Origin of the sequence: Halomonas sp. CSM-2, from assembly GCF_002119345.1 — a bacterium.
Lineage (GTDB): Bacteria > Pseudomonadota > Gammaproteobacteria > Pseudomonadales > Halomonadaceae > Vreelandella > Vreelandella janggokensis.
On record NZ_NBYR01000018.1, the window covers coordinates 71,731 to 90,405 of the forward strand.

Annotated in this window: 12 protein-coding genes; 7 read left to right on the forward strand and 5 right to left on the reverse strand. The window is 60.6% G+C overall.

Going from position 1 to position 18,675, the window contains the following annotated elements; all coding sequences use genetic code 11:
* Positions 1-133 precede the first annotated feature (133 nt).
* The gene (locus B7L15_RS15560) at positions 134-406 is read left to right on the forward strand and encodes an XRE family transcriptional regulator (RefSeq protein ID WP_085919848.1); all 273 of its coding nucleotides are present in this window, start codon (positions 134-136) and stop codon (positions 404-406) included.
* A 96-nt stretch (positions 407-502) separates the two neighbouring features.
* Here the strand turns inward: B7L15_RS15560 and chrA are convergent, their stop codons facing one another.
* The 3 genes from chrA to B7L15_RS15575 all read right to left on the reverse strand — a co-directional run bounded on the left by chrA (position 503) and on the right by B7L15_RS15575 (position 4,094).
* Positions 503-1,699, reverse strand: a complete 1,197-nt coding sequence (gene chrA, locus B7L15_RS15565) for a chromate efflux transporter (RefSeq protein ID WP_085919849.1) — start codon at positions 1,697-1,699, stop codon at positions 503-505.
* Positions 1,700-1,773: 74 nt separating this feature from the next.
* Entirely contained in the window at positions 1,774-3,459 is a 1,686-nt protein-coding gene (ilvD, locus tag B7L15_RS15570) for a dihydroxy-acid dehydratase (protein WP_085919859.1), read from the reverse strand.
* A gap of 206 nt (positions 3,460-3,665) precedes the next feature.
* Positions 3,666-4,094 (reverse strand): hypothetical protein, encoded by a 429-nt coding sequence (locus B7L15_RS15575; RefSeq protein WP_027338149.1) that lies wholly within the window; start codon positions 4,092-4,094, stop codon positions 3,666-3,668.
* Between the two features lie 150 nt (positions 4,095-4,244).
* On the opposite strand from B7L15_RS15575, the gene recC reads away from it, so the two are divergent.
* From recC to B7L15_RS15600, 5 genes are all read left to right on the forward strand, one after another.
* The gene (gene recC, locus B7L15_RS15580; protein ID WP_085919850.1) at positions 4,245-7,829 is read left to right on the forward strand and encodes an exodeoxyribonuclease V subunit gamma; all 3,585 of its coding nucleotides are present in this window, start codon (positions 4,245-4,247) and stop codon (positions 7,827-7,829) included.
* A gap of 54 nt (positions 7,830-7,883) precedes the next feature.
* Complete coding sequence (locus B7L15_RS15585) at positions 7,884-8,192, forward strand: nucleotidyltransferase domain-containing protein (RefSeq protein ID WP_085919851.1); 309 nt, start codon at positions 7,884-7,886, stop codon at positions 8,190-8,192.
* Positions 8,193-8,229: 37 nt separating this feature from the next.
* Entirely contained in the window at positions 8,230-12,015 is a 3,786-nt protein-coding gene (gene recB / locus B7L15_RS15590; protein WP_085919852.1) for an exodeoxyribonuclease V subunit beta, read from the forward strand.
* Positions 12,012-14,360: an exodeoxyribonuclease V subunit alpha gene (recD, locus tag B7L15_RS15595; protein ID WP_085919853.1), complete on the forward strand. Its 2,349-nt coding sequence runs from the start codon at positions 12,012-12,014 to the stop codon at positions 14,358-14,360. Before recB ends, recD begins: the two co-directional genes overlap by 4 nt.
* A gap of 207 nt (positions 14,361-14,567) precedes the next feature.
* Complete coding sequence (locus tag B7L15_RS15600) at positions 14,568-15,215, forward strand: hypothetical protein (RefSeq protein ID WP_085919854.1); 648 nt, start codon at positions 14,568-14,570, stop codon at positions 15,213-15,215.
* A 282-nt stretch (positions 15,216-15,497) separates the two neighbouring features.
* Here the strand turns inward: B7L15_RS15600 and B7L15_RS15605 are convergent, their stop codons facing one another.
* Positions 15,498-16,058: an ATP-binding protein gene (locus tag B7L15_RS15605; RefSeq protein WP_217808053.1), complete on the reverse strand. Its 561-nt coding sequence runs from the start codon at positions 16,056-16,058 to the stop codon at positions 15,498-15,500.
* Between the two features lie 118 nt (positions 16,059-16,176).
* Here B7L15_RS15605 and B7L15_RS15610 point away from each other — a divergent pair, with 118 nt between their 5' ends.
* On the forward strand, positions 16,177-17,538 hold the full coding sequence (locus B7L15_RS15610) for an IS1380 family transposase (RefSeq protein ID WP_085919855.1): 1,362 nt from the start codon (positions 16,177-16,179) through the stop codon (positions 17,536-17,538).
* A gap of 226 nt (positions 17,539-17,764) precedes the next feature.
* On the opposite strand, the gene B7L15_RS15615 is transcribed toward B7L15_RS15610, so the two are convergent.
* Positions 17,765-18,319: a toll/interleukin-1 receptor domain-containing protein gene (locus tag B7L15_RS15615; RefSeq protein WP_176243708.1), complete on the reverse strand. Its 555-nt coding sequence runs from the start codon at positions 18,317-18,319 to the stop codon at positions 17,765-17,767.
* Between the last annotated feature and the right edge of the window lie 356 nt (positions 18,320-18,675).

The window sequence follows — 18,675 nt, forward strand, 5'->3', positions numbered from 1 at the left end:
AAGGGGTTAGTCTACCAGAGCCAAGCCCCTTGCGGGGGGCCTTCCGCGCCATGAAATTTTCATCAAAAAAGGTATTGAAATGCCCCCCGGTTGGCGGCATTGTGTCCTTGTCACTTCAGACTGATGGAGCCTCATGAGTACGGCACGCTCAATTGCACACGCGGATCTGCACGACCCTCCGCGAAGCAGCCCTGACCTCGATGTCAGGGAACTCGAAAGACGTACGCGCTTGATGCGCATTATCACGCGTCTGATTGCGGTATCAGACATGGGAAGCCGTGAAATCGCCCGCCGAGCGGGGCTACCCGTTCAGAAGGTCAGCGACCTGCTCGCTGGAAAGCTTGAGCACCTTAACGTGGATGAACTTCACGTTTTGCGTCGCACGCTGGAAGTGGAGGCGCCATAGCGAATAGATCCTCTACGCCTCCTATTGGATGTTTTTCTCTCGCTATATCGGCCGCCCTTGAAGCGGCCGTTTTTGTATCCACTTCATGCAACGGCCTCAGGGCGCAATCAGCACGCCGCCGAATGCCACCACGATCACCACCGCCCAGGCAGGCAGCTTCCACACGCTCAACAGCAGAAAGCCGGTGAGCGCCAGCGCAAACTCGGGAGCGCCAACAATCGCACTCGTCCATACCGGATCATAGAGCGCCGCCCCAAGAATACCGACTACCGCTGCATTGGCACCGCGCATCAGCGCCTGAGCCCACTGCCACTGACGAAAGTGATTCCAGAATGGCAGTACCCCCACCAACAGCAAGAACCCCGGCAGGAAAATCGCCAGCAGCGCAAGCGTCGCTGTCAGCAAGCTACCGCCTGACGGTATCAGCGCGCCCAGGTAAGCCGAAAAGGTAAACAGCGGCCCGGGTATCGCCTGGGCGGCACCGTAACCGGTCAAGAACGCGTCGGCGGAGAGCCAGCCCGACTGCACCACCTCGGCTTCAAGCAGCGGCAACACCACGTGACCACCGCCGAACACCAGCGCGCCTGAACGGTAAAAGGCATCGGTGATATCCAGCCAGACCGCCATGCCGGCCAGCAGGGGCAGTAACACCAGCAGCCCGCCGAACAGCACGAGGGCGATGATGCCGACCAGGCGCGACACCGGGAAATGCAGCGGATCACTTTCAGCGGCCGCGGCCACGCCCCGGCATAGCAACAGCCCGGCGACGCCACCCAGCACAATGGCACTTACCTGACCCAGCGGCCCGCTGATGGCCACCACGGCAAATACGGCGGCCAGGGCGATACCCGCGCGGGTAGGATCCGGGCATAGATTGCGTGCCATGCCCCACACCGCATGGGCAACAATGGCCACGGCGACGACCTTCAAGCCATGAATAATACCGCTGGCAATCGGCCCCTCCAGCACCGCAGCGCCAAAGGCGAACAGCACCAGCACAATGGCCGACGGCAGGGTAAACGCCAGCCAGGCCATGGCAGCGCCCCAGGGGCCCGCCCGCATCAGCCCCAAGGCGAAGCCCACCTGGCTGCTGGCCGGGCCGGGCAGAAACTGACACAGCGCCACCAGATCCGCGTAGGCGCTTTCCGTCAACCACTTCCGGCGCGCGACAAACTCGGTGCGGAAGTAACCCAGATGCGCCACCGGCCCGCCAAAGGAGGTGAGCCCGAGCAGCAGAAACGCCTTGAAGACCTCGCTGACCCGTGACGTCTTGGAGTTCGCTTGCGTCGTCATTGAAACGTTTCCTTTACGCCAATAAAAACGCCAGGTTATCCCTGGCGTTTGACATGCAGATGACAGCGCTAGACTTACTCTTCGTTGTCGGTGACCGCGCCAGTGCTGGCGGAACTGACCAGTCGCGCGTACTTGGCCAGCACGCCACGGCGGTAACGCGGTGTCGGCTGACGCCAGGCGGCACGGCGGCGAATCAATTCGTCGTCGGAAACCGCCACTTCAATGGTGTCGGCCACCGCGTCGATGGTGATGGTGTCGCCGTCTTCCACCAGCGCCAGCGGGCCACCCTCGAACGCCTCTGGGGACACGTGGCCCACCACAAAGCCGTGGCTGCCGCCGGAGAAGCGGCCGTCGGTAATCAGCGCCACGTCGCTGCCCAGCCCACGGCCCATGATGGCCGACGTCGGCGTGAGCATTTCGCGCATGCCGGGGCCGCCCTTGGGGCCTTCGTAGCGAATTACTATCACGTCACCGGCGACCACCGTGCCATCGTTGATGCGCGCCTGGGCTTCCTCTTCAGAACCGAACACTCGAGCCGAACCGCTGAACCGCGTGCCTTCCTTGCCGGTAATCTTGGCCACCGCGCCTTCCGGGGCCAGGTTGCCGTGGAGAATACGCAGATGGCTTTCGGCCTTGATGGGGTTACCCAGCGGGGCGATGATTTTCTGGTCCAGCGGGTACGGTTCAACGTCGGCGAGGTTCTCGGCCAGCGTCTTGCCGGTGACTGTCAGGCAGTCGCCGTGCAGCAGGCCTGCGTCGAGCAGGATCTTCATCAGCGGCTGAATACCGCCAATCGCCACCAGCTCGCTCATCATGTAGTGGCCGCTGGGGCGCAGGTCAGCCACGACCGGCACGCGCTTGCCGATCTCGGTGAAGTCCTTGAGCGACAGTTCGACGCCGATGGTGCGCGCCATGGCCACCAGGTGAAGCACGGCGTTGGTCGAGCCGCCCAGGGCAATGACCACGGTCACGGCGTTTTCAAACGCCTCGCGGGTCATGATATCGGAAGGTTTGATGTCGTTGGCCAGCAGCGCCAGCACGGCTTCGCCCGCTGCCTCACAGTCCTCGCGCTTATCGCGGGAAATGGCGTTCTGTGCCGAGCTGCCCGGCAGGCTCATGCCCAGGGCTTCAATCGCCGAGGCCATGGTGTTGGCGGTGTACATGCCGCCGCAGGAACCCGGGCCGGGAATCGCCGTTTCCTCGATGTTCTTGAGTTCGATCAGGTCGATATCGCCGCGGGAGTGCGCGCCCATGGCCTCGAAGACCGACACGATATCGGTATGCCCCTCGCCGGGCATGATGGTGCCGCCATAAACAAACACGCTGGGGCGATTGAGCCGCGCCAGGCCCATCACGCAACCGGGCATGTTCTTGTCGCAGCCGCCAATGGCCACCAGGCCGTCAAAGCCTTCGCAGCCCGCCACGGTCTCGATGGAATCGGCGATCACCTCGCGGGACACCAGCGAGTACTTCATGCCCTCGGTACCGTTGGCGATGCCGTCGGAAATGGTGATGGTGTTGAAGATCACACCCTTGCCACCCGCCGCGTCCGCGCCGTCACGAGCATGTTCGGCCAGCTCGCCAATGTGGCTGTTGCAGGGGGTCACCATGCTCCAGGTCGAGGCAACGCCGACCTGGGGCTTTTTGAAATCGTCGTCGTTAAAACCCACGGCGCGCAGCATGGCGCGGCTGGCGGCTTTACCTGGGCCATCGACCACAGAGGAAGAATGACGGCGGGAATTTTGTGATGACTCGGTCATGGGGATAGATCTCTCAGCTTTGTTCACGGTATCGGCATAGCTTGGCGATGCCATCACTTTCGCGCAAGGCTAAAAAGGACATAAGTTCATTATCCTATGCCCATTATTGCCAGGAGCAAGCATCATGAGGCAGATCACCGCGCGGATCGTAGGCTTCTAATTAATCATTTTCGTTTAGGCCTGAGTATTTAACTCTGGCAGTACAATCATCCCACCACACCCGCTTGCAGCGCTTTGACATAACGAAGAAGGTCATCGGCGCGGCCTTCGCTCACTAATTGCTCAGGCGTTTTATAATCAAAGGCACCGATAGGCTCATTTCGGAACCAAAACAACGCATCGTGGAAATCACCATTAATATCAGCCGCCGCACCCAATACTCTAAGTGCATCACGCAGAAAGCGTTGGAGCTTCTCCGCGCCCTGCGCCCTGGAGATAGTCGTGCGATGCACGTGCGCGTGACTGGCCAACGTTTGAATATCCATGCTCAGCGCGCTGGCAAACAGCTTAGGATTGATGAGCGGCTGGCGCTCTTCTCGAGCGACGCCTTTCAAGTCAGCAAGAAATCGCGCGAAGGAGTCTGGTGCTTGATAGCCCATCGGTTCGCTATGTGATTCTTCTATTGCCGTCGCCATGACAAGCCTCCTGCTGCGCTTATGCAACCAAAAAACAACATATATTCATCATAGCAGTTAAAAACCAAGATGCTAACGCATTGAGCTTTGGACAACCACTTATGGCACCATACCCTTAGCTACCACCACCGCCGTGAAGGAACCTCGCGCATGCCCGCCAATTCGCTGCTTTCGCCAACATCGCTAACGCCCGGGTTCATGGTGGTGCATGGCAATCGCCTGGAAGATTTGCGCGGGCTGGCGGTGGAGTGGATGCGCCTGCACCCGCTGGGGCCGCTGGAGAACGAAACCATTCTGGTGCAGAGCAACGGCATCGGGCAGTGGCTGAAGCTGGCGCTGGCGGAAGACCCGGACAACGGCGGCGCGGGGATCGCGGCGGCGCTGGACGTGATGCTTCCCGCGCGGTTCCTGTGGCAGGCCTACCGCACGGTGCTGACTCACGTATCGAACAACGAAGACGCCGTGCCAGAAACCTCGCCGTTCGATAAATCGCGCCTGGTCTGGCGGCTGTTACGTCTGCTGCCCACCCTGGCCGAGCAGGACGTGTTTGCCCCGCTGGCGCAGTTTCTGGAAGTCGACCGCGACCAGCGCAAGCACTACCAGCTGGCCGAGCGGCTGGCGGACCTGTTCGACCAGTATCAGGTCTACCGCGCCGACTGGCTGGACGCCTGGGCCAACGGCGAGGACGTGCTGATCACCGCCCGGGGCGAGTCCCGCCCGCTGGAAGACCACCAGCGCTGGCAGCCCGCCCTGTGGCGCATCTTGCGTGAGGATGTGGCCGCCACCCAGGGCGATGCGGGCCTCGACAGCAGCCGCGCCCAGGTGCATCGGCGCTTTTTGAAGGCCACCGAGCAGTTGGACGGCCAGACCTGCCCGCCGGGCCTGCCCCGGCGGCTGATCATTTTCGGCATCTCGTCGCTGCCCCAGCAGACGCTGGAAGCCCTGGCGGCGCTCTCGCGCTGTTGCCAGGTGGTGCTCTGCGTGCACAACCCCTGCCAGTTCTACTGGGCGGATATCATCGAGCACAAGGACTTGCTGCGCGCCAGCCGCTACCGCCAGCGGCGCAAGACCGGCATGCCCGAAGCGCTGGACGTACTGGGCACCGGCGATGCCGACGATGCCCTGCACCTGCATGCCCAGCCGCTGCTCGCCGCCTGGGGCAAGCAGGGCCGCGACTACCTGCGCCTGCTGGACGAGCACGACGACACTGGCGACTACCAGACCCTGTTCGAGCAGCAGGCGCTGCGCATCGACATGTTCGAGCCGTTCTCTGGCGAGCGCGGCTGCCTGCTCAGCCAGTTGCAGGACGACATCCGCGAGTTGCGCCCGGTGGCCGAAACCCAGACCCACTGGCCCGCCCTCGACCCGGCGGATGACTCCCTGGTGTTTCATATCGCCCACGGCCCCCAGCGGGAGGTCGAGATCCTCCACGACCAGCTGCTGGCCGCGTTCAGCGCCGACCCCGACCTGCGACCGCGGGATATCATCGTCATGGTGCCGGACATCGACCGCTACGCGCCGCACATCGACGCAGTATTCGGCCAGCTTCAAGGCGACGACCCGCGCTTCATCCCCTACACGCTTTCCGACCAGGCCAGCCGCCATCGACTGCCGATGATGATCGCGCTGGAAAAGCTGCTGCGCCTGCCGGAGTTGCGCCTGTCCGTCAGCGACCTGCTGGACCTGCTCGACGTGCCCGCCCTGCGCCAGCGCTTCGGGCTGGAAGAGCGCGACCTGCCGGTGCTCGAACGCTGGATGGAAGGCGCGGGCATCCGCTGGGGGCTCAACGCCAAACAGCGCGAAACCCTGGAACTGCCCGGCGGGCTCAGCCAGAACACCTGGGCCTTTGGCCTGCGCCGCCTGCTGCTGGGGTATACGGTAGGTGAAGGTAATGCCTGGCAGGGCATCGAGCCGTTCGACGACATCGGCGGGCTGGAAGCGGGCCTTACCGGCCCCCTGGCGACGCTGCTGGAAAAGCTCGAAGCCACCTGGGAGACCTTCCGCCAGCCCACCGATGCCGCCAGTTGGGTCGAGCGGCTGCGCACCCTGCTGGAAACCTTCTTCCTGACCGACGACGCCCAGGAAAGCGTGATGCTCACCAAGCTGGAAAACGGCCTGCAGCAAATCCTCGAAAGCAGCCGCGAAGCCCAGCTGGCGGACCCGCTGCCGCTTTCCATGGTGCGCGAACACTGGCTGGCGCAGATCGACGAGCACAGCCTTTCACAGCGCTTTCTGGCCGGGGCGGTCAACTTCGCCACGCTGATGCCCATGCGCGCCATTCCGTTCAAGCGCGTCTGTCTGCTGGGCATGAACGACGGCGAATACCCCCGCTCCCAGCCGCCGCTGGACTTCGACCTGATGGGCAGCGACTACCGCCCCGGCGACCGCTCCCGCCGGGAAGACGACCGCTACCTGTTTCTCGAAGCACTGCTCTCCGCCCGGGACCAGCTCTACATCAGTTGGGTCGGCCGCAGCCAGATCGACAACACGCCGCTTCCGCCCTCGGTACTGGTCGGCCAGCTGCGCGACCACCTGGCCGCCGGTTGGCACTTTGAACACGGCGCCCCGCTGCTCGACGCCCTGACCACCGAACACCCGCTGCAACCGTTCAGCCGCGCGTATTTCCAGAATGGCAACGACGCTGGGCGACTGTTTACCTATGTTCATGAATGGCGTGGGGCCCATGTATGGCGAGATGAGCACGCGCCGCGTGCCCCCCAGGCCGCCAAAGCGCCGTTACCCAAGCCGGAAAACGCGCCCTCCAGCCTTAATCTCGGCCAACTGGGCGGCTTTCTGCGCGAACCGGTGCGGACGTTCTTCAATACCCGGCTAGGGGTGTATTTCGAGCAGGAAGCCATTGCCGAGCTGGACGCCGAACCCTTCGCCCTGGACGGCCTGCAGAACTGGCAGCTGCAGGACCGGCTCATCGCCGCCCAGCGCCACGCGGTGGACAACGGCGAGCCACGCCTGGAAGCCCTCGACGCCCAGCTTGAGCGCTTCCAGGGTCAGGGTGTGCTCGCCATGGGGGCCTTTGGCGAGCGCATGCGCAACGCCCTGGCCGAGCCCATGGACGACCTGTTCAGCGCCTACCAGGACGCACTGGACCAGTGGCCCATCGCCTTGCCTGCGCCGGAGCCGGTTCGCGTAGAAAGCGCCGACGGCATCGTGCTGGAAGACTGGCTGAACGAGCTGCGCCAGAACGAAGCCGGTGACCGCTGCCGCCTGCTGCTGCTCAGCAGCAGCCTGATCAGCCAGGGCAGCGGGCGCGGCCAGTACCGCTGGACCCACCTGCTGCGCCCCTGGGTCGCCCACCTGGCGGGCAACCTCAGCGGCCCGATGACCACCCAGCTACTTTCCAAGGCAGGCAACATCACGCTGGACCCCATCGCCGCCGACACCGCCCGCGCCCACCTGGACACCCAGATGACCGCCTGGCAAGCAGGCCTTGAAGCCCCGCTGCCGTTGGCCCCCCAGGCGGCGTTTGCCTGGCTGACCAAGCTAGGCACGCCGGAAATCGCCGAAGAAAAAGGCCGGGAAAGCGACGCCTACGCCGCCGCCGAAGGCGCCTATGACGGCGGCCGCTTCCAGACCGGCGAAGTCGCCCAAAGCGCCTACCTCAGCCACCAGTGGCCCCGCTTCGAACGGCTGTTCAACGAGCAAACCCAACACGGCCACCGCTTCGCTACGCTCACCGAGGCGCTCTACGCCCCGCTGTTTTATGCGGTAAAGGGTTAGACTCGATACAGTGCTAGACTTTATCAACAGGCTCAAAGGAAAGGAGAGGCCTCCATGCGACTCACTCAATCACAGCGCTCCACGATCGTCTCTGGTGTACGTGAGTTCATTGGGCCTTCCGTCAACGTCCACGTGTTTGGCTCGCGTCTTGATGACACAAAGCGAGGCGGTGATATCGACCTTCTGCTGATCTCCAGGACAGCGATTCCTCTGCTTGCCTCAGCCGAGCTCAAAATGTCGCTGGAGGAGCGGCTGCAACTCCCTGTGGATATCGTGACCTACGTCTCGACGGATGAGCCAACACCCTTCCAGGCGATAGCCCTGAGCCAGTCGACGTCAATTGATGGTGAGGAAGCAGCATGAGCCAAGATTTCTCCACTGAGTTTGACAGTATCTTCTTATGAGCCAGCCCGCACCACTCGATCCATTACGCCTCCCCCTCCACGGCAGCAGGCTAATAGAAGCCAGCGCGGGCACCGGCAAAACCTTCACCATTGCGCTGCTTTACGTGCGCCTGGTACTGGGCGGCCAACACAGCGACGACGACACCGCCTTTGTGCGCCCGCTGACACCGCCGGAAATTCTGGTCGTCACCTTCACCAACGCCGCCACCCAGGAGCTGCGCGAACGTATCCGCAACCGGCTGGTAGAAGCTGCCGGGGTGTTTCGTAAAGAGCCCGACCAGGCGAAGGGAGCAGGCCAAAGCGAGGGTCTTTTGCCAGGGATGGCAAAAGTAGCCCCCAGGGACGGGTTCACGGCGCCCTCGCGTCGGCCTGCTGCCGAGCCGCCTGCTGATGACCCGCTGCTTCTAGAGCTCCGCGACCAATACGACCCAGCCACCTGGCCCGCCTGCGCCCGCCGCCTGGAACTGGCCGCCGAATGGATGGATGAAGCCGCCGTCTCCACCATCCACAGCTGGTGCTACCGCATGCTGCGCGAACACGCCTTCGACAGCGGCAGCCTGTTCTCCCTCGACCTGGAAAACGACCAGCACGAACTCGAGCAGGAAGTCGTCCGCGACTACTGGCGCACCTTCTACTACCCGCTGGATGCGGAGGCACTCGGCCACATTACCCGCTACTGGAAATCCCCCGGCGAACTGCACGCCCAGGTCGCCCGGCTGCTGCCCGAAAGCGAGGCCCTCGGCAGCCAGCGCCCCGACCCGGCGGAGACCCTGAGCGCCGCCGAGGCCGAACGCCAGGCAACGCTCAGCACCCTGAAAGCACCCTGGCCCGCCTGGCTGGACGAACTGGTGCCCACACTGGAAGACGCCGCCAAGCGTAAAGCCTTCAAGGGCCAAAGCTTCAACGCCAAAAGCCGCGCCAACTGGCTGGGCGCGCTGCGCGAATGGAGCGAAAGCGACCTGGAACGCCCCGCGCTGACACCCGCCGCCTGGAAACGCCTCACCCCGGAGGGCATGGCCGAGATCTGGAAAGACGGCGCACCGCCCTGCCCAGCGGCCTGGGAAGCGCTGGCCGAACTGCCCGCCGCCCTCGACGCCCTGCCCGAGCCGCGCAACGACCTGCTGATTCACGCCGTACAGTGGTGCAAAGTGCGCCTGGAACGCGAGCAGGAACGTCGCGCCGAAATGGGCCCCAACGACCTTCTCACCCACCTGGACCGCGCCCTGCAAGGCCCCAACCGCGAAGCGCTGGCCGCGCAGATTCTGCGCCAGTTCCCCGTGGCACTGATCGACGAATTTCAGGACACCGACCCCATCCAGTACCGCATCTTCAACGCGGTGTTCGAGGTCGCCAAGCCCCGTCGCGACGCCGCCATTCTGCTGATCGGCGACCCCAAGCAGGCCATCTACGCGTTTCGCGGCGCGGATATCTTCACCTACCTCCAGGCCCGCCAGGACACCGCCGGTCGCCACGTCACGCTGGGCACCAACTTCCGTTCCAGCCGCGCCATGGTCGAGGCCGTCAACCACTGCTTCGCCTACGCCGACCGGCAGCCCGCCGGGGCGTTTTTGTTCCGCGAACAAGGCGGCGACAACCCGCTGCCCTTCCAGCCCGTGACCGCCAAAGGCCGCGACGAACAGCTGGTGCACCAGGGCCAGCCGCTGCCCGCGATGACGCTGTGGCCGCTTGAAAGCGACGAGCCGCTCTCCAAAACTGCCTACCAGACCGAAATGGCCGAGCGCTGCGCCTCGTACATGACGGAACTGCTCGAGGCAGGCCAGCAGGCGGGAAGCGGCTTTCAAGACAACGATGCCCTCACACCGCTCAAGCCCTCCGACATGGCGGTGCTGGTCAACGGCCTGCAGGAAGCCCGCGCGATTCGTCTGGCGCTGGCCAGCCGTGGCGTCAAAAGTGTCTACCTTTCCGACCACGACAAGGTATTCAGCTCGCCCATGGCCGCCCAGGTAGAACGCTGGCTACGCGCCTGCGCCGAGCCGCTGGCCAGCTCCCGCCAGGCCGAAGCCCACCTGCGAGCGGCCCTGGCCACCCCGGTACTGGGCCTGACGCTCGCCGACCTGGACCACCTGCAACAAAGCGAGCTGGCCTGGGAAGAACGCGTGGAGCAGTTCAGCCACTACCACCGGCTGTGGCAGCGCCAGGGCGTGCTGCCGCTGGTCCGCCGCATGATGGTGGATTTCGACATCCCCGCCCGCCTGCTGGCGGAGTTCGAGGACGGTGAGCGCTTGCTAACCGACTTGCTCCACCTGGGCGAGCTGCTCCAGCAGGCCAGCCAGGAGCTGGACGGCGAACACGCGCTGATTCGCTTCCTGTATGACGCCATCGCCGACCCGGACAGCCACGGCGACAGCCACAAGCTGCGCCTGGAAAGCGACGCCGATCTGGTCAAGGTGGTCACCATCCACAAATCCAAGGGGCTCGAGTACCCGCTGGTGTTTCTGCCGTTTATCGCCAACCACCGGCCAGTAAAAACCGGTGACGTACCGCTGCGCTGGCACGACGGCGAAGGCAACCTGCAACTCAGCCTGGACGCCGACGAGACCACGCTTGCCACCGCCGACCGCGAACGCCTGGGCGAAGACCTGCGCAAGCTCTACGTCGCGCTGACCCGCGCCCGCCACGCCACCTGGCTGGGGCTCGCGCCGCTCAAGGGCATGGAAGACAGCGCCATCGGCCACCTGATTAACGGCGGCGAAGCCATGGCGCCGGACACGCTCAGCGCAAAACTCGCCGACCTTGCCGCAGGCAGCGACATCCGCGTTGACGAACCGCCCGCGCCCACCGCCCAGCGGCTGACACCCCCCAAAGACACCACCGCGCTGGGCCACGCCCGCACGCCGCTCCGCCCCGCCAGGGAACACTGGTGGATTGCCAGCTACTCGGCGCTGCGCCTTTCCGGCACGCTCACCACCCCGGTCACTACGCCGCTGGAACCCACCACCGCCCAGGAAGCCACGGCGTTCGAGGTGCTGGACGAACCCCAGGATCTCACCCAGCCAGAGGCGTTTCACCTGCATAAATTCCCCAGAGGCCCCGGCCCCGGCACCTTTTTACACGGGCTCTTGGAATGGGCGGGCAGGCAAGGCTTTGACGCCGCCGCGAGCGACGCCGAGAGACTCGACGATATGCTCTGGCGACGGGTGCAGCTACGCGGCTGGCAGCAGTGGCAGGAACCGCTTTCCGGCTGGCTGACCACGCTGCTCACCACGCCGCTGCCGTTGGCCTCTCAGCAGAGTGTGGCGCTCACCGAGCTTGGCAGCTACCAGGTCGAGCTGGAGTTCTGGCTGGCCGCCAAACAGGTGAATACCCAGGCCATCGACGCGCTGGTTAGCAAGCACTTACTGCCGGGCTACGAGCGACCCGCACTGGATGCCGACACCCTGAACGGCATGCTCAAGGGCTTTATTGATCTGGCCTTCGAGCACCAGGGGCGCTTTTACGTTCTCGACTGGAAATCCAACTACCTGGGGCCGGACGACAGCGCCTACGAACCGGACGCCCTGCGCCAGGCGCTGCTGACCAAACGCTATGACCTGCAGGCCGCGCTTTACCTGCTGGCGATGCACCGGCTCCTCAAGGCGCGACTGCCCCACTACGACCCGCACCAGCACCTGGGCGGCTCAATGACGGTGTTTCTGCGCGGCAGCCGCAGCCCGGGGCGCGGCGTGTACACCGAAGCCGCCCCCGTGGCATTGATCGAAGCACTGGATGACCTGTTTACAGGCACCTCGTTTTCAACGACACCGGGGGAGGCCACCGCATGAGCGGCTCACAACACGACCACCACACGCCCGACCTGTTCGGCGACGCCCCTGAAGCCGACCCGCCAAGCGCCCCAGCGCAAGTGAACGCTCACCCCGCGCTAAGCGATACGGTTGAGCTGATGGCGCTGTGCGAGCGCTGGGTCGCCCGAGGCTGGCTACGCGACCTGGACCGCGCCCTGGTGCGCTTTCTAGCCACGGAAGCGCCGAACGCCCCGCCGCTGCTGTTGCTAGGCGCCGCACTTGCCAGCCACCAGCTCGGCCGCGGCCATGTATGCCTGGATCTCAACGCCACACTCAACGCGCCGGACTTCGCGCTTTCGCTACCGCCGGAAGGCGACGACCTAACCGACCCGCCGCCGCTGCCCAGCGACGTGTTGGCCACCCTAACGCTGCCCGACTGGCAAGCCGCGCTGAACCACCCCACGCTGATCAGCCAAGGCCCCGGCAACACCCCGCTAGTACGCAGCGACAGCGAACACACAACCCGCATCTACCTGCGCCGCTACTGGCAGTACGAACAAACACTGCACCAGGAAATCGCCAACCGCCTCACCAAGAAGGATGGCGATGAGCCCGATAGCACCTGTAGGAGCCCGAGTCATTGGCGGTCCGACACATCGGCGATAGATAGCAGCACTCAGCCTGATACCGATTGTAGGAGCCAGATTCATCGGCCGATGGGTGACGATAGTCACCCTGGGATACTCCCCCAAGCCCTAAACATCCTATTCCAGCCCACCCCCACCCTCGACTGGCAAAAAACCGCCTGCGCCCTAGCCGCCCGCAACCGCTTCGGGGTAATTACCGGCGGCCCCGGCACCGGCAAAACCACCACCGTGGTGCGCCTGCTCGCCCTGCTGCAAACCCTGCAGCTGGCCCAATCGCCAACGCAACCGCTGCGCATTCGCCTCGCCGCGCCCACCGGCAAGGCCGCCGCCAGGCTGAATGAATCCATCGCCGGGCAGGTAAGCCTGCTGCCCACTGAGGCATTGGCCGAGTTGTGCGATGACGCCATCACCGAGCAGCTTCAAGCGTCTATTCCCACCGAGGTGACGACGCTTCACCGACTATTAGGCGCACGCCCCGACACCCGCCACTTCCGCCACAACGCCGCCAACCCGCTGGCATTGGACGTGCTGGTGATCGACGAAGCCTCGATGGTGGATATCGAAATGATGACCGCCGTGCTCAGCGCCCTGCCCGCCCAGGCGCAGTTGGTACTGCTGGGGGATAAAGACCAGTTGGCATCCGTAGAAGCCGGTGCCGTGCTCGGCGACCTGTGCCGCCGTGCCGAGGCCGCCCACTACACCCCGGAAACCGCCCAGTGGCTGGAAAACGCCACCGGCCAGCCGCTGCCCGAGCACTACCAAGACCCCAACGGCCTGCCCCTCGACCAGGCGATTACCATGCTGCGGGTCAGCCACCGCTTCAACGCCGCCAGCGGCATCGGCCAGCTGGCCCAGGCGATCAACCAGCCCAGCCACGCCCAAAGCGAACGCGAAAAGCACAAGGCGGTGCATGGCGTACTGCGCCACGGATACCCGGACCTGCACCATCTGGTGCTGGGCAGTAACGCCGAAAGCCGCGAGGAAGACACCGCGCTGGATAAGCTCGTGATTCACGGCAGTCCCGATGCGTTTCCGAACGCGGGCGAAGGCCGCACCGACCACGAAGGTACGCCCATCGCCCCGCCCACTGGCTACCGCCACTACCTGAGCACGCTAAAAGCACAGCGCCCGCAGGGGCTGGCGTTTGAGGAAGATAAAGAGGCGTATAACGCCTGGGCCGGCGCGGTACTCAGCGCCTATAGCCACTTTCAGCTGCTGTGCGCGCTGCGCAAAGGCCCCTGGGGAGTAGAAGGCCTGAACCTGCGTATCGCCAAAACGCTGCGCAGCGAGAAGCTGCTGTACGGCAGCGACCACATGCTGGAAAAAGGCTGGTATGAAGGCCGCCCGGTGCTGGTGACGCAAAACGACTATGGCCTGAAACTGATGAACGGCGATATCGGCATTACCCTGGCGGTGCCGGACCCGCGCACGCCGGGTAAATCATTACTACGCGTCGCCTTCCCCACCAGCGACCCGGAAAAACCCATCAACTGGGTACTGCCTTCTCGCCTGCACGCGGTAGAAACCGTATTCGCGATGACGGTACACAAATCCCAGGGCTCGGAGTTCCTGCACACCGCGCTGCTGCTACCACCCACGCCCAACCCCATTCTCACCCGAGAACTGGTCTACACCGGCATCACCCGCGCCCGCGAATGGCTCACGCTGATCGAAGCCAAACGGGGGATACTGAATGATGCGGTTACTAGGGAGGTTATGAGAGTGAGTGGGGCTTAGCGGAAGGGGATATTTTAACAGCCATAAACAAAAGAAGATTGTAAGCGAACTTACTCCGTAATAGCATATATCAACTTAATCGAAACCTAAAACTTAGCAGCTCTTTGGTTTATTAAACTCCATCACGACACGCGGGCATAGACGTCTACTTAATTTAAATTCACTGAGAAATAAATTTCTATTTCTTCACCAAAAAGAGGGGGAAAAATGGCTGAAATGGTTTTATCTATCATAAACTGGCTAGCAGAATTACAATGGAAAGGCACAACAATAACATCTTTAGCTGCGCTTGCTCTCACACTTTCATCTTATCGCACAGCAAGAGAATCCCTAACATCATCTTATAAAAAAAACCATATTGTAGATAGAAAGTTATTTATTGTTAACTGCAAGCCTTTAGTTGATAACTTAGAGCTAACCAATCATGACATACTTCTGCTTGAGCAATCCTATCAGCAATTAACGAAGAGAGAACTCGATATCATTTTACTTCAGAGGATAATAAAGCATAAAAAATTAAAACTAACAAAAAATATCGGGCACTTTATAAACGCGGGTCATCTTGTTATGGTTAGAAAAGGAAAATTAGTCGAAAAATCAGATCATATAATGATTAAATATATTAGAAAAATATACTATTCAGGACTTTTTGCAACACTAACAATATTGATTTACTTTAACTTAAGATGGTTGCCAAACACACTAAAAGCAAGCCCTGCTTCTGAAAACGAGACTGCAATGACATTCATATCAATATCTATTTTAACTTTTTATATTATTAGAAAGATAATAGCTTACTTAGATGGAGCTATCGATAAGCGCAATTCAAAACAATGGCTGATTAATAATGCGTAAAATGCATCTACGTATCGCAATTTCTTAGACGAAGTTTATTTTACCGTGCAGCTTGGCATATTGTTATGCTTTCACCTCAACCGCGAGCTGGTCTATACCGGCATTACCCGCGCCCGCGAGTGGCTCACGCTCATCGAAGCCAAACGCGGGATATTGAATGATGCAGTGTGGAGGGAAGTTATGAGGGTTAGTGGGTTGGGAGATTAACGCCGCACTCTGCGTAAGTTTTCGAGCACCACCGATTAGTTTTTTCCCAGCAACGCCTTAATTATAAGGTTCATACTAGCTGCTCATTCTACTAGATATTTCCTCTAAAGCAGCCAAATCTAGTCGATTGTTCGCCCAGCCTTCAGCAAACGGTATCGTATTTGATTTAGGTAGCTGTTCTTTCTTCAAGTCTCTAACTCTTACTCTAGAAGGTAAAGCCGCTCCTTCACCAACAAATATTGCTTCCTGTTGAGATAAAATAGGTAACGCTCCAACCATCCCAGATAATCCATCCGGTAAGAAACGAGCCACATGCTGTTGATCAGCTGAATTTGTGAGCCTTAATACTACCCAAGTGCCACACTGCGATATTACCGTACTATCAACATCGGCGGGCCTTTGACTAACGAGCATTAGACCTATTCCATATTTCCGGCCCTCCCTAGCAATTCGCCTTATTGCACCTTGTGCTGTCGCATATTGTGCTTCTCCATGATCCGGTACATACCTGTGTGCTTCTTCACATACAAGGAGAATAGGGTCTTTTTCTTTTTCATCTTGCGTTTGAAATACTTTGTACTGAAAAAGTAGTCTAGCAACTAATGCAGTTAGAGGGCCTGCGACTTCGTTCGGCAACCCTGAAATATCAATTATTCTTATGTCCTGAATCCGTGAGACCGGCCCCCGGAAGCACTTCTAACCCACTGACCTGCATGGCAATATAGCCATTATCGCCATTCACCCAGACAGTGCCATGCCCAACATAAAGTTCCGCGCCAGTYGCCGCACCCTCACCAGCCACGCCGGGCTGTCCATCATCGGGCAATGCTTCGAGATCGCTGGCGTCGACAGCATCGACAGCCGCTTCCCCACCACGCTGGGCATGCGCACCAGTGACGTGATCAAGAGCTACCTGGGCCTGCTGTGTCTGGGCATGAGCGACTATGACGCTGTCGAGAACTTCCGCCGCGACAAGCCCTTCCAACAACTGCTGACCCTGCAGAAGGTGCCGAGCGCGGCGACGCTGCGACAGCGGCTGGAAAAACTTGCCGCCAACGACCTGCAGGCGCGCACCGCCACCTGGTCCACGACCCTGCTGTCACTGATCGAAGCACCGATCACCGCCGAGACGACGCACGTCTGCCTGGACATCGACACCTTCGTCATGGACAACAGCAACTCGAAGAAGGAAGGCGTCTCGCGGACCTACCAGAAGGTCGATGGCTACACCCCGATCGCCGCCTATCTGGGCAACGAAGGGTGGTGCCTGGGTCTGGAACTGCGGCCTGGCAAGCAGCACACCATGAAGGAGAGCAACGCCTTCCTGGAGCGGGTACTGCCTCGCGCCCAATGCCTGACCAAGCAACCGATCCTGTTACGCGAGGACAGCGGCTTCGACAGCCAGGCGCACCTGGCGCTTCTCGAACAGCAACGCCAGGTCTTTGCCGACGAGGGGCGCCGGCTCGACTATGTCGTCAAATGGAACCCGCGYGGCTCGGCCACGGCTGATCGAGATACCTGGCTGGCGGTGGCGGCGGACTACTGGGAAGAGCTGCGTCCTGGCAAGCGCCAGGCGCTGTGGACGCAGACCGTCTCGATCCACGACGACAACAAGACCGAATACGTCGTCCAACGCGTGATGCGCCTGGTAGAGCGCACCGCCGATSGCGATGGCCAGTTGCTGCTCGAACCGGACTATGAGTTGGAAGGCTGGTGGACCAGCCTGGACGAGGCGCCGGAGGCGGTGATCAARCGCTACCAGGCGCATGCCACCCATGAGCAGTTTCACAGCGAGATCAAGACCGATCTCGACCTGGAGCGCTTGCCGTCCGGCAAGTTCGCCACCAACGATCTGATCCTGCATCTCGCCCAGTTGGCCTACAACATCCTGCGCCTGATGGGACAGCTGGGCATGACCGGCGAGCTGAGCCCGGTTCGCCACCCGGCCAAGCGGCGCCGGCTGCGCACCGTGCTACAAGAGYTGGTGCACCGTGCGGCTCTCGTGATTCACARGGCACGGCAGATCATCCTCGACTTCGGGCAGGATATCGGGCGCATGACGGTGCTCAAGACGCTGCGGAGCCGACTGCGTTATCCACGAGGAACGCCATGCTGACCGTCAATCGGCGACACTCTATCCACAAGCAGTTCCAAGCGACACGCGATCGCCAGATATGTCGTGCCTGGCGGGTGGAAAGGCATGACAAAACGGGCCGTCAGCACCGATCAGCACGGTGGGTTTTGGCAATAACGGGCTTGCGAAAGCCAACTTGCACGGGGCGAATGATCAAAAAGTGCTCGCTGGCGGTGATAGGGAAAGTGTCGGCGCCGGCTTCACGGATTCAGGATTTATTCAGATCGTGTCTCAGCTGGAGAAGTTCTTCACTTGAGACTGTCTCGGGCAAGCTGATATTCTTCAATAGCGGATTTATTAAATTCAGGAAGGCCTTTCTTTTTACATCCCACTTTGTACTGGACTTATTTGTGCAGCTTACTTTTTCAATCAAGCAGTCCCGTAGCTCATTGTATTTAATTTCATTGTCAATTTTCGCCACTTGAGTTCCCAAAAGAACGTCTTTTACATCATCATAACTCAGTGGAGGGACGAGAATAGGAAACACGTCGTGGGACATAGCCCATGAAGCACCTAATTCGCTAAGGCAGAAATTGCTAGCGAAATAAGATGGTGTTAAAAGTAGAACAACGACTTTAGGTTCTTGTATTTGCCCCTTGATATAGGTAACAAAATTCTCTCCAGTCGGTATTCCATACCCTTCCAGTGATGAGCAAAATATTTCACTCTCTGGTACACCTATACCACCTTCAAGAAGCTCGACTATTTGCTCAGCAATTTTCGAATCTTTAACTGCGTGGCTAATGAAAACTGATTTACTCAATGCTTTACTCTCTACTATCTGGATGAATCTAACAGTGATTATACGCCCTGCTGCATAACCTCAATGAGCGTGTCGGCGCGTTCATTGAGGTTATGCAGCCACCTGATTAAATCTACCCCATTGATTCCCTTGATAGCAAAGTGAATTTTGGCAGCATATCCAAAATTCGCATGCTTGCGCGATTTGCTATTCTCAATAATACTGTATGTAAAAGGCTATGTTGGTATCTGCTGTTGGCGTGCTTCAAAAATACTGTATAAACTACTGTATATGCAGTTTGCCTCTGGAGCACACCATGAAGCAAGCAGACCTCATAGCCCTTGAGCAGACCCTGGCTTCTCTCCCTGTTGATCTCA